11 protein-coding genes are annotated in these 11,960 nt (G+C 75.3%); all 11 read right to left on the reverse strand.

Features of this window, described 5'->3' with window-relative positions:
- The 11 genes from ACH443_RS02240 to ACH443_RS02290 all read right to left on the reverse strand — a co-directional run bounded on the left by ACH443_RS02240 (position 1) and on the right by ACH443_RS02290 (position 11,794).
- Positions 1-1,476 (reverse strand): right-handed parallel beta-helix repeat-containing protein, encoded by a 1,476-nt coding sequence (locus tag ACH443_RS02240; RefSeq protein ID WP_430589355.1) that lies wholly within the window; start codon positions 1,474-1,476, stop codon positions 1-3.
- Between the two features lie 368 nt (positions 1,477-1,844).
- On the reverse strand, positions 1,845-2,603 hold the full coding sequence (locus ACH443_RS02245; RefSeq protein ID WP_430589356.1) for a glycosyltransferase family 2 protein: 759 nt from the start codon (positions 2,601-2,603) through the stop codon (positions 1,845-1,847).
- A complete protein-coding gene (locus ACH443_RS02250) occupies positions 2,600-3,211 on the reverse strand; it encodes a hypothetical protein (protein ID WP_430589357.1) in 612 nt (203 codons plus the stop codon). Before ACH443_RS02250 ends, ACH443_RS02245 begins: the two co-directional genes overlap by 4 nt.
- Positions 3,212-3,281: 70 nt before the next feature.
- On the reverse strand, positions 3,282-5,249 hold the full coding sequence (locus tag ACH443_RS02255; protein ID WP_429765121.1) for a DUF6807 family protein: 1,968 nt from the start codon (positions 5,247-5,249) through the stop codon (positions 3,282-3,284).
- Positions 5,249-6,778 (reverse strand): family 43 glycosylhydrolase, encoded by a 1,530-nt coding sequence (locus ACH443_RS02260; RefSeq protein WP_430589358.1) that lies wholly within the window; start codon positions 6,776-6,778, stop codon positions 5,249-5,251. Before ACH443_RS02260 ends, ACH443_RS02255 begins: the two co-directional genes overlap by 1 nt.
- A 139-nt stretch (positions 6,779-6,917) precedes the next feature.
- Positions 6,918-7,397, reverse strand: coding sequence for an HAAS signaling domain-containing protein (locus ACH443_RS02265; RefSeq protein ID WP_430589359.1), 480 nt, complete (start codon positions 7,395-7,397; stop codon positions 6,918-6,920).
- Positions 7,397-7,732 (reverse strand): PadR family transcriptional regulator, encoded by a 336-nt coding sequence (locus ACH443_RS02270; RefSeq protein ID WP_430557234.1) that lies wholly within the window; start codon positions 7,730-7,732, stop codon positions 7,397-7,399. Before ACH443_RS02270 ends, ACH443_RS02265 begins: the two co-directional genes overlap by 1 nt.
- Before the next feature lie 70 nt (positions 7,733-7,802).
- The gene (locus ACH443_RS02275) at positions 7,803-8,234 is read right to left on the reverse strand and encodes a hypothetical protein (protein ID WP_429765115.1); all 432 of its coding nucleotides are present in this window, start codon (positions 8,232-8,234) and stop codon (positions 7,803-7,805) included.
- A 250-nt stretch (positions 8,235-8,484) separates the two neighbouring features.
- The gene (locus tag ACH443_RS02280) at positions 8,485-9,411 is read right to left on the reverse strand and encodes a sugar phosphate isomerase/epimerase family protein (protein ID WP_430557235.1); all 927 of its coding nucleotides are present in this window, start codon (positions 9,409-9,411) and stop codon (positions 8,485-8,487) included.
- The gene (locus tag ACH443_RS02285) at positions 9,408-10,601 is read right to left on the reverse strand and encodes a dihydrodipicolinate synthase family protein (protein WP_430589454.1); all 1,194 of its coding nucleotides are present in this window, start codon (positions 10,599-10,601) and stop codon (positions 9,408-9,410) included. Before ACH443_RS02285 ends, ACH443_RS02280 begins: the two co-directional genes overlap by 4 nt.
- A gap of 56 nt (positions 10,602-10,657) precedes the next feature.
- Positions 10,658-11,794, reverse strand: coding sequence for a Gfo/Idh/MocA family protein (locus tag ACH443_RS02290; protein WP_429765201.1), 1,137 nt, complete (start codon positions 11,792-11,794; stop codon positions 10,658-10,660).
- Between the last annotated feature and the right edge of the window lie 166 nt (positions 11,795-11,960).

The following is an 11,960-nucleotide window of genomic DNA, read 5'->3' on the forward strand; positions in this document are numbered from 1 at the left end:
TCAGGAGTGGCGGGGGTCGTCGGTGGAGAGTCCGCCGCCCACCAGGGGGACGTCGTCCAGCACGGTGCCGGCGGCGGCGTCGCGCAGGGCGAGGGTCTCTCTCGGGCCGCCGGCCTCGGCGTCGTAGGCGTTCTCGAGCGTGAGGTGGCGCAGGGTGACGCCGTCGGCGAGGACGGTCGCGGTGGCCCAGTCGCTCGCGGGCTTGTCGTAGGTCACGACGACGTCGGCGGGATCGCCCGTCGCGCCGCGGATCGTGAGCCCCTCGGCGCCCGGCCAGACGGTGAGCACCTCGCGGTACGTGCCCGGTCCGACGACGATCTCGACCGGCCGGGGCGACCGCGACGCCGCGCCCACGGCGGCCTGGATCGAGAGGTAGTCGCCGGTGCCGTCCTGCGCCACCGTGACCTGCCGGCCGAGCCGGTCGTCGCGGGTGGTGCGGGTGCCGGCGTACCGGCTCAGCAGCGGCACGACGTCCTCGACGGGATCGGCTTCGTAGTCGTAGAGGTCGGACGCCTCGAACGTGGGCCCGGTCTCGGCCGGCTTCTCGCCCCAGTTCCCGCGGAACAGGTTGTCGCGCTGGTGGAGCCTGGCGGCGTCGCCGCTGAGGATGAGCGGGTTGCGGGCGTTCTCGTAGACGCTCGACTCCACGAGCAGCTGGGAGCCGCCGCGCGACGTCGTGCCGTACGAGCTCACCCCGGACAGCCAGTTGTTGTACAGGTGGCCGAGCGCCACGTTGTCGATGCTGGCGTTGCGCTGGTGCACGTTCGAGAACCGGTTGTGGTGCAGCGTCAGCGTGGTCACCACGTTGTCCGTCCACCCGACGCCGAGGGTCTTGTTGTGGTCGTGGAAGAAGTTCCACGACGCCGTCACCGCGGTGGAGTCCTTGCGGACGTCGAGCTGGCCGTCGCCGAGCCGCGCGAACTCGTTGTGGTCCACCCAGACGTGGTCCGACGTGTCGATGCGGATGCCGTCGTTGTCGTTGTCCGCGCTCTTGCCGTCCCAGTCGGCCGCGACGTACGAGTCGCGGAACGTCAGGTTGCGGATGATGACGTTCTCGACCTCCAGCAGCCGCAGCCCGCCGCCGACGAGCTCGCCGCCCGCCGCCGCGCCGACGATCGTCTTGTCGCTCGCCACGTCGATCATCGAGCCGAACGGCTCCACGTCGAGGGTGCCCTGCACGAGGATCGTCAGCGGCTCCTCGGCCGCGGCCGCCTCGGCCAGCGCCGCGGCGTCGCGCACGGTGACGGTCCGCCCGCCCGCGCCGCCGGTGGTGCCGTCGGGGAGCTCGTCGGTCGGCACGGACGCGAAGCCCGTGGCGGTGGGGGACCACACGGGCCCGTCCGCGGAGGTCGTGGGCGGGGCGCCGATGCGGTGCAGCAGCGCTCGGCCGGCGGCCTCGGCGTCCGTGCCCGACGTCGCGTGCGCCACGGGGGCGAGCAACGTCAGGCCCAGGACCGGGGCGGCGAGGGCCGCCACGGCACGGCGGGCCCGTGGTCGCGGGCGGCGGGAGCGAGGGGAGGGGGTGCGGTGCGGGGTGGGTCGATGGTCCGCGCTGAAGGGCATCGTCGCGCCTCTCGTGAGACTCGGGCCGGGTGGCCCTCGGGTCGGGACGAGCGGGGCGGCGGCCGGGGCCCGTCGACGACGGCGGGGTGCCCGTGGTGCCTGTCGTTGCTGGTCGTGCTGCTCGTGGTGCGGCCGACGTCGGTGTCGGTCTTCCCGTGCCCGTCGCGCTCTGCGACCGGAAACGCCTCAGAAACCGGTTTCTCACAACGTAGCCGAGGACGAGCGCCCGCGTCAATAGTTCAGCCGCCGATATCAATCGGAGGCGGCGGAGGGCGGAGCCGTCAGGCGGCGATGCCGAGCCTGTCCCGCCAGCGCTCCCACGGCGGGGCGACCGCCCAGTTCAGCCGCAGGGTGCGCACGGCCCGCACCAGGCGTCGACGGCGGGCGTACCGCAGCGACCGGGCGGACACGCCGACGCGGAGCCGGCGGTCCCGGACGATCCGACGGCGGGGCCCGAGGGCGAACGCGAGGTCCAGGTCGTCGTGGATCTCCGGGTCGACCCGTTCGACCTGGTCTCGCACGGCCCGCCAGGTGCTGCGACGGAACGCCATGCAGGAGCCCCACAAGGCCGTGTGGCCGAGCGCCATCCGGGTGCTGGCGTAGTACGCGAAGAGGTACAGCGCGCACGCCCAGCGGCCGCCCCGCAGGTCGGTGAACGTCCCCGTCCCGGTCACGGCGTCGGCCGCGGGGTCGTCGGCCAGGTGCTGGGCGACGGCGCGCACCCAGCCGGGCGCGGGCTGCGAGTCGGCGTCGAGGCGCGCCACGATCTCGCCCCGGGCCGCGTCGTACCCCGCCGCCGCGGCGGCGGGGATGCCGACCCGCGGCTCGTGGACCACGACCGCCCCCGCGCGTCGGGCGACGTCGGCGGTCTCGTCCGTCGAGGCGTTGTCCACCACGACGACCTCGAGCGGGGCGAGGGTCTGCGCCGCGAGCAGCGCCAGGCACCGCTCGAGCGCGGCGGCGTCGTCGCGGGCAGGGATGACGACCGAGACCGTGGGGAGCGGCCGTCCCGAGAACCGGGCACCCCGCGCCCCCGTCACGGGAGCCCCCGTGCCGGAGTCCGGGCGGCAGCCCGGGCGACGAGCCACGCCGCCACGGCGCTGCCCACGAGCGCCGCCGCGAGGTCGCCGACGGTGTCCGGGTACGTCACGTGGATGTTGTCGTCGACGAACGTGTGCCCCACCGCCTCGAGCAGCTCCCAGACGACGGCGAGCAGCGCGCCGAGGCCGACGGTCGTCAGGGCTGCCGTCGCGCGGGGGCGGACGGGAGACGTCGCGAGGCCGTCCCGGGTCAGGACCTGGTGGGCCAGGGCAGCGAGCGCACCGGTCGCGACGGCGTGCACGAGCAGGTCCAGGCCCGCGACCCGCTCGTAGAGACCGGCCACGGCGCACCATGCGGCGGCGAGCACGGCGGTCCCGCACGCGACGTCGAGCCGCGCGGCGGCGCCGGATGCGCGGGGCACCATCGATCCGCCCAGGACGAGGGCGAACAGCGCGACCGCGACCCAGTCCGACGTCGCCGCGGCGACCAGGAGGCTCACCAGGGCCGCGACGCGGACCGCGTCGCCCAGCACGATGCCCCACGTCGGCCGCCCCGGCGAGGGGCTCCAGGCCGTCCTGGCGCGCGTGGTCCATGGTGCCGGCGTCACGTGGCCAGCCTAGGCAGCGATGGCGGAAGCCCACCCGCCGAGGAGGCGGGAGGGCCTCGGCCGCCACCCCTCAGGACAGCCGGGCGGCGCCCACCCGTCCCACCGCGAGGTCGGCGACGTCGCCGGCCCCGGTGATGTCGAGGCGCCGGTCGACGACGGCCGCCACGACGTCGACCTCGAGCGACGACCCCGCCGGCACCGTGCGGACCGTGTCCCAGGCGAGCGCCGGGCCCAGCCCGACGTAGTCGCCGACGCGGGCGAACCACGGGTCGGGCTCCCCGGAGGCCTGGGCCAGCACGAGGGTGGTCCAGGCCGGCCCGGTGCGCCGCACGACGGCCACCCACGGGCTGCGCGAGCCGTGCACGTCGCCGCCGCGGTCGGGACTCAGCGCGAAGGCCTCGTCGCCGGACGGGAGCCGCCAGAACCAGCCGCCGTACCCGGCGCCGGGCCGGCCGTTGGTCGCCGGGCTGCCGATCTCGAGGTCGGCGTCGCCGGCGAGCAGGCTGCCGTGCCAGCCGAGCGCCCAGGCGTCGACCTCCGGCAGCACGACGGCGGTGAGCCGCCGCTCCTCGGTCAGCTGCACGCCGCCACGCTCGTCCAGCCAGCGCACCTGCTGGGTCAGGGTGGCGCCGTCGTCCGTCACCTCCGTACGCCCGGCCTCCTGGCGGCCGTGGTTCGCGAGCAGCGTCGGTCCCTGGTCGCGCACGTACGTGCGCCCGCCCCAGTGGCTGGTGCCGTCCACGTCGGCCACCGCCATCGAGACGCCGTAGTGGTGGCGGTGGTCCAGCGGGCTCTTCGTCGTCATCGCGACGCCCTGCGCCGAGTGCACCGGGTGCAGGAACGGCCGCGGGCTGTGCACCCCGGGCATCCCCTCGCCCCGCGAGTAGCGGCTGAGGGGGCGGTCGTCGCCGACGCCGAGCACCCAGTCGTCGTCGACGGGCCGCCACCGCGCCCGGACGGTGTGGTCGCGGGCGTGCGCGCGCCCCGCGAGGTCCGCCGACGTCACCCCGAGCCGGCGCGCGGGCGGTACCGGCCCGGTGCTGCCCCGCACCACCAGCCCCGGGGTCACGTGCACGGCGATGCCCTCCGCGCCGAGCCGCGTGCGTTCGGTGCCGAGCACGCGGGCGTGCAGCAGCTCCCAGGCGCGACGGCCGAGGTCGGCCTGCGGCACGGCGGCCGTGGTCAGCGACGGCGTCGCGTAGCGGGCGAGCTCGATGTCGTCGAAGCCGCCGATGGAGATGTCTCCCGGCACCGCCACACCGGCCTCGTTGAGCCGCGCGAGGAGGCCGAACGCGACCAGGTCGTTGAACGCGACGACGCCCGTCGCCCCGGTGGCCAGCACCGCGTCCGCCGCGCGGTACCCGGCGTCCACGGTGGGGCCGCACGGCACGGTCGTGACGCGCAGCCCCGGGTGCCGCTCGCGGGCGTCGTCGAGGGCGCGGGCGCGCAGCCCGTTCGACGCGCTCGAGCGCGGGCCGGCGACGTACGCGAGCTCGCGGTGCCCGAGCGCGACCAGGTGGTCCACCATGCTGCGCACGCCGGCCGCGTAGTCCACGCGCACGCTCGGCACGGTGAGGCCGGGCACGTGCCGGTTGACCACGACGACCGGCTCCAGGCGCGGGAGCAGCTCGAGCAGCGCGTCCTCGGACGTGCGCGGCGCGGCGAGCACCAGCGCGTCGCACCGCTGCCGCGCCTCGAGCGCGACCTCGGCCTCGTCGGCCGTGTTCTCGGCGGTGTCGGCCACCAGGACGCGGTAGTCGTGCGGCGCGGCCGCCGCCATCGTGCCGCGCAGGATCTGCTGGAACATCGGGTTGGCGAGGTCCGGCACGACCAGCGCCACGGAGTTGGTGCGACCCAGGGACAGGCTGCGCGCCACCCGGCTGGGCTGGTAGCGCAGGTCCTTCGCGGCGACGCGCACCCGCTCGGCGATGTCCCGGGCGACGCTGGCCCGGCCGTTCATCACCCGCGAGACGGTGGCCCGCGACACGCCTGCGGCGGCCGCCACCTCGTCGATCGTCGGGCCGCCCGAGCGGGCCATCAGGCGTCCTTCCCGGCCACGGTGACGCGCACCGGGCCGAAGGTGCCGCCGTCGCCCGGCCGCAGGTCCGCCCCGAGCGGGGCGCTCGCGAACAGGCCGACCTCCGCACCGATCCAGTGCCCGACGACGGCCTGCCACGGGGGCGCGGCCTCGTGCCACTCCGCGTCGTCGTCCCCTGGCGGGGCGTCGTCGCGCCAGGCCCAGGTGACGCGGCCCTCGGCGTCGACGGCGGTGCGCAGGACGACGCCCGTCGCGCCCGCGGCCACGGGCTCCTGCGCGAGGATCTCCTCGTCTCCGTAGGTGCCGCCGCGCCGCACCGTCACCTCGACGCCGCCGGGCGTGCGCACCAGCCCGGCCCAGGCGTACTCGCGGCCGAGGACGACGACGCCCGCCCGGGTGCCGGGCGCGTCGCCCACGAGCCCGACCCGGGTCTCCCACGTGCTCGGCTGCCCCGGCAGCTGCTGGCACAGGACGGCGCCCTGGTCGCGGAGGTTGCCCCGGGGCGAGGGCTGCGCGGGCAGGCGCAGCGCGCCGCCGCCGTCGGCCACGGCCCAGCCCTCGGCGGGGTTCGCCTGCCAGTGCCAGCGCGGTGCGAGGCCCGGGGAGGCGAAGTCGTCGCTGCGCACCGGCTCTCCGGGCTCGGCGCCCGGCACCGGCATCGGGTGCGTGAGCACCGGGGAGCCCTTCTCGCCCATGACCGGCCAGCCGTCGTCGTCCCACCGCATCGGCTGCAGGTGCACCACGCGGCCGAAGACGCCGCGGTCCTGGAAGTGCAGGAACCAGTCGGCGCCGTCCGGCGTGTCCACCCAGGCGCCCTGGTGCGGGCCGTTGACCGGGGTGTCGCCCTGCGCCAGCACCACGCGGTGCTCGTACGGGCCCCACACCGACCGCGCGCGGAACGCCGTCTGCCAGCCGGTCGCGACGCCGCCCGCGGGGGCGAAGATCCAGTACCAGCCGTCGCGGTGGTACAGCTTGGGACCCTCGAGCGTGCGGAAGCCCGGCAGCTCGTCGCCGTCGACCACGGTGCGCGCCGGCCCGACGACGCGGCGCAGGCCCGGGTCCACCTCGACCACCGTGAGGCGGTTCTTCACACCGGCTCGGCTCTTGGCCCAGCCGTGCACGAGGTAGGCGCGGCCGTCGTCGTCCCACAGCGGGCAGGGATCGATGAGGCCCTGGCCCGGCACCAGGCACCAGGGCTCCGACCACGGGCCGCGCGGGTCGGCGGCCGTGAGGACGAAGATCCCGTGGTCCGGGTCGGGGTAGACGATCCAGAACAGGCCGTCGTGGTGGCGCAGGCTGGGCGCCCACACCCCCGAGCCGTGGCGGGGGAGCGCGTAGTGACCCGCGGGCGGCACGGCGGGCAGCGCGTTCGCCACGTGCTCCCAGGACACGAGGTCGCGCGAGTGCAGCACGGGCAGCCCGGGGGCGCGGTTGAAGCTGGACGCGATCAGCCAGTAGTCGTCCCCGACGCGCACCGCGTCGGGGTCCGGCCAGTCCGCGTCGAGGACCGGGTTGCTGTAGTGGGTCATGGTCGCCTTCCGTCACGTCGCTGGGACAGTCGGCGAGAAACCGTGAGAAACCGGTTCCCGCCGTGCTGTGCCCAGCCTAGCAACCGGTTTCCGCCGGAGGGAACGCCCGGTCGCGTCGAAACGGTGCGGCGGCGGCCCCTCAGCCGGCGAGCACGTGCGACACGTAGAGGGCCGCGGCGCCGACGAACGAGACCGTGCCGACGGCGAGCGCCAGCGTCTGCACGCGGCGGTTGCCGACGCCGGCGCGGAGCCGGACGACCGCCCAGATCACGGCGGCGGCGGCCACGAGCGGGACCACGAAGAGCGCCAGGGACGCGACGGCGAGGACGACCAGCCAGACGTCCGCGGCGGGCGTGGCGGCGGGGGCCGCCGGCGCGGCGGCGGCCGCGGGCGCGGCCGGGGTCGACGCGGCGGCGATGGCGTCCACCGGGCCCAGCTCGTCCAGCACGCGCCGGGCGCCGGCATCGTCCGACCCGTGCAGCGCGAGCGACTCCGCCGCGTGCTCGCGCACCGCGGCGAGGGTCTCGGCGCGCTCGCGCGGCTCGCTCGCCGCCAGCGCGTGCTCGAGGTCGGCGAGGTACGCCTCGACGAGCGGGGGGAATGCGGGTGCTGCGGTCATCAGGGCTCCAGGGTCGTGCGGACGTCGGCGGTGAACCGGGACCAGGTGGCGGTGAAGGTCTCGAGCGCCGCCCGCCCCTCGGTCGTGAGCTCGTAGTACCGGCGCGGCGGGCCCATCGGGGACGCGACCTGCGTCGTCGTGACCCAGCCCTGCTGGCGCAGCCGCGAGAGCAGCGGGTACAGCGTGCCCTCGCTGGTCAGCAGGGTGCTCGTGGCGCCGAGGCGCTCGGCGAGCTCGAGGCCGTAGGCCGGCCCCGATCGCAGGCAGGCCAGGACGCAGTACTCCACGACCCCTTTGCGGAGCTGGGTGAGGACCACGTCGGAGCTCGGTACCATGCGACACAAGGTAGCACTCTCTTGCGTCGCAAGGTAGTGGTCGCCGGGGTCCGACGACGACCCGCCCCCGTCAGCCCGCCGCGCTGCGCACCAGGGCGGTGAGCTTCTCCTCGAACGCGGGGGTCCAGGCCAGTACCGCGAAGGCGGTCGGCCAGAAGTCGCCGTCGTCGAGCTGCGCCGCGGGGTCGAAGCCGACGGTCGCGTAGCGGGTCTTGAACTTCGCGGCGGGCTGCACGAAGACGACCATCTTGCCGGCGGCGTCCGCGAAGCCGGGCATGCCGTAGTACGTCTTGGGCACGAGGTGGGGCGCGACCTCGGTGGCGACCCGGTACAGCCCCTCGGCGATGTCCCGGTCGGTGCCCTCGAGCGGCTCGATCGCCTCGCGCACCGCCTGCTCGCCCGCGGCACGGTTCTTGCCGGCCTTCTCCTGCTCGCGCAGCTCCTTGGCACGCTGCTTCACTGCCGCGCGCTCGTCGGCGCTCAGACCCTCGGACGTGGCCATGACGTTCCTCCCGGTCGGTGGGGCGGCGCCGTCGTGCGCCGCTGAGGACCAGGCTAGGGAGACACCTCGCCGCCGCGCTTCTCCGTTCCTGATCAGTACGGGACCGGTGCGGGACCGGTGCGCGACACGGGCCCGCGCACGACGACGCCCCGCCGCCCGGGGAGGCGACGGGGCGTCGTGCGGCGGGCCGGCGTCGGCGACAGACCCGCACCGGGGTGTCAAGGCCCGGTGTGCTGGAGGGCGGTCGGCCCTACAGGTGCGGCAGCACGTGCCGCGCGTACCGCTCGCCGACCGTGCGGGCGGTGTCGCGGGGGTCGTCGGCCCAGATCTCCTCGTTGAAGATCTCGGTCTCGACGTCCCCGGCGTAGCCCGCCTCGGCGACCCAGCGCGAGATCGTCGGGAAGTCGACGTACCCGTCGCCCACGTGGCCGCGCGAGTTGAGCGGGTCGGCGGCGAGCGGCAGGTTCCAGTCGCAGACCTGGTAGCCCGCGATCCGCCCCTCCGCCCCGGCCCGCGCGATCGACTCGCGCAGCTGCGGGTCCCACCACACGTGGTACGTGTCGACGACGACGCCCACGGTCTCCGGTGCGAACGGCGCCGCGAGGTCGAGCGCCTGCCCCAGGGTGGAGATCACCGCGCGGTCGGCGGCGAACATCGGGTGCAGCGCCTCGAGCACGATCCGCACGTCGTGCTCGGCCGCGAACGGCGCGAGCTCGGCGATCCGGTCGGCCACGCGGGCGCGGGCGGCGACGACGTCGCGGTCGCCCGGCCCTGCGTCGGGCCGCGGGCCCCGACCGGGCTCGCTGAGGGCGGGCAGGCCGCCGACGACGAACACCAGCTCGCGGGTGCCGACGCCCGCCGTCTCCTCGATGGCGCGCTTGTTGTCGTCGAGCGCGGCGGCGATGCCCGCCGCGTCCGCTGCCGTGAGGAACCCGCCGCGGCACAGGGACGAGACGCGCAGGCCGGCGTCCGACACGATGCGGGCCGCCTTCTCCGCGCCGTGCTCCTGCACCTGGTGGCGCCACAGGCCGACGGCGCCGAGCCCGGCCGCGGCCGCGGCGTCGACCGCCTCCGCGAGCGTGGCGTGCTTGACCGTCGCGGTGTTGAGGGAGCAGCGGCTCAGGTCGGTGTCGGACGCGTGGCGCACCCCGGTGGGCTCCGTGCCCGACAGGCTCATGCGGTCACCCCGTTCGTCACCAGCAGGGCGTCCAGACGGCGGGCGGCCAGCGCCGGGTCGAGCAGCATGCCGCAGCCGTCGGCGAGACGGGCCAGCTCCACGAGGTGCGCCAGCGAGCGGCCCGACTGCAGCCCTCCCACGAGCTGGAAGCCGGACTGGAAGCCGTTCAGCCACGACAGGAACGCCACGCCCGTCTTGTAGTAGTAGGTCGGCGCCGCGAAGATGTGCCGGCCCAGCTTCTCGGTCGAGGCGAGGATCGCGTGACCGCGTGCGCCCTCTCCCGCGTCGAACGCCTGGAGGGCCGTGGACGCGGCCGGGTAGATCGCGGCGAAGATGCCGAGCAGGGCGTCGGAGTGCCCCTGCTCGTCGCCGGCGATCAGCTCGGGGTAGTTGAAGTCGTCGCCGGTGTACAGCCGCACGGGGGAGCCGTCGAGACCGGCCAGCGCCCGGCGCAGGCCGATCTCGTGCTGTGCGTCGAGCAGCGACACCTTGACGCCGTCGACCCGGTCCTGGTGGGCCTTGACGAGGTCGAGGAACGTGGCGGTCGCGGACGTGACGTCGTCGGACCCCCAGTAGCCCGCCAGGGCCGGGTCGAACATCGTGCCCAGCCAGTGCAGGACGACGGGCTTGTCGGCCTCGGCCAGCACGGCGTCGTAGACGCGGGCGTAGTCCTCGGGGGAGCGGGCGACCTTCGCCAGCGCGCGCGAGGCCATGACGATGACCTGCGCCCCGGCGTCCTGCACCACGTGCACCTGCTCGCGGTAGGCGTCGATCACCGCGGCGAGGCCCGCCTCGCCGGGCTCGACCGACGCGGGGTCGAGCTGGTCGGTGCCCGCGCCGCACGCGATGCGCGCGCCGACGGACGCGGCCTCGGCCGACGACCGGCGCACCAGCTCCTGCGTCGCGGCCCAGTCCAGGCCCATCCCGCGCTGGGCGGTGTCCATGGCGTCGGCGACGCCGAGCCCGAACCGCCAGATCTCGTGCCGGTAGGCGAGCGTCGCGTCCCAGTCGACGACGGCGGGCGCGCCCGGCACGTTCTCCGCGCCGACCTGCGGCACGACGTGCGCGGCCGCGAACGCGACGCGCGACGTGATCGGCGCGGCCGGGGCGTGCCACGGGCCCGGCGCGTTGAGCTCGCGCACCTCGGTGCCGGTGGCGCGTCCCGCGGCGTCGAACCGCGGGAGGCGCACGGTGACGCCGCTGGGCGCCAGCTCGGGGGCGAGCGCGGGGTTGAGCGTCTGCGTCGTCACAGCGTGATCTCCGGGACGTCGAGGCGGCGGCCCTCGGCCGACGACCGCAGCCCCAGCTCGGCGAGCTGCACGCCGCGCGCGGCGGACAGCAGGTCGAAGCGGTGCGGCCGGCCGGCGACGACGTCGCGCAGGAACTCCTCCCACTGCAGCTTGAAGCCGTTGTCGAGGTCGGCGTTCGCGGGCACCTCGAGCCACTGGTCGCGGAAGGGCTCCGTGACGGGCAGGTCCGGGTTCCACACGGGCTTGGGGGTGTGGGCGCGCTGCTGCGCGACGCACTTGCGCAGGCCCGCCACGGCGGAGCCGTGGGTGCCGTCGATCTGGAACTCCACGAGCTCGTCGCGGTACACGCGCACCGCCCAGGAGGAGTTGATCTGCGCCACGACCGGGTCGCCGCCCGGCGTCTCGATCTCGAAGATGCCGTACGCGGCGTCGTCGGCCGTGGCGGCGTACTCCTTGCCCTGCTCGTCCCAGCGGGTGGGGATGTGGGTGGTGGTCTGCGCGTTGACGGTCTTGACCGCGCCGAGGATGCCCTCGAGGACGTAGTTCCAGTGGCAGAACATGTCCGTGGTCATGCCGCCGCCGTCCTCCTTGCGGTAGTTCCACGACGGGCGCTGGGCGGCCTGGTGCTCGCCCTCGAACACCCAGTAGCCGAACTCGCCGCGCAGCGACAGGATGCGGCCGAAGAAGCCCTCGTCCACGAGACGGCGCAGCTTGACCAGGCCCGGCAGGTACAGCTTGTCGTGCACGACGCCGGCGGTGACGCCGGTCTCCTCGCGCAGGCGGGCGAGCTCGACGGCCTCGACCAGCGTCTCGGCGGTCGGCTTCTCCGTGTACACGTGCTTGCCGGCCTGCATCGCCTTGGTGAGGGTCTTGGCGCGCAGCGACGTCATCGAGGCGTCGAACACGATGTCCGTGGCCGGGTCGGCGACGATCCCGTCGAGGTCGGTCGTGTACTCCGTGACCCCGTGCTGCGCGGCCAGCTCGGCGAGCTTGGACTCGTTGCGGCCCACGAGGACGGGCTCCACCTGCACGCGCGAGCCGTCGGGCAGCTCGACGCCGCCCTGATCGCGGATCGGCAGGATCGAGCGCACGAGGTGCTGGCGGTAGCCCATCCGGCCCGTGACGCCGTTCATCGCGATGCGCAGCGTGCGCGTGGGTGTGGTGCTCACTCGGGACTCCTTCGTCGATGCGTCTCGGCGGTGGCTGCGACGCGATGGCGGAATGCGCTTTCCATCAAGTTAGGCGCTGCTGCTGCTGCCCGTCAAGCAGGAGCTCGGGCCGGCTCGGCGCGCGGCGGGT

This window comes from Isoptericola sp. NPDC019571, assembly GCF_044389385.1.
Lineage (GTDB): Bacteria > Actinomycetota > Actinomycetes > Actinomycetales > Cellulomonadaceae > Isoptericola > Isoptericola nanjingensis.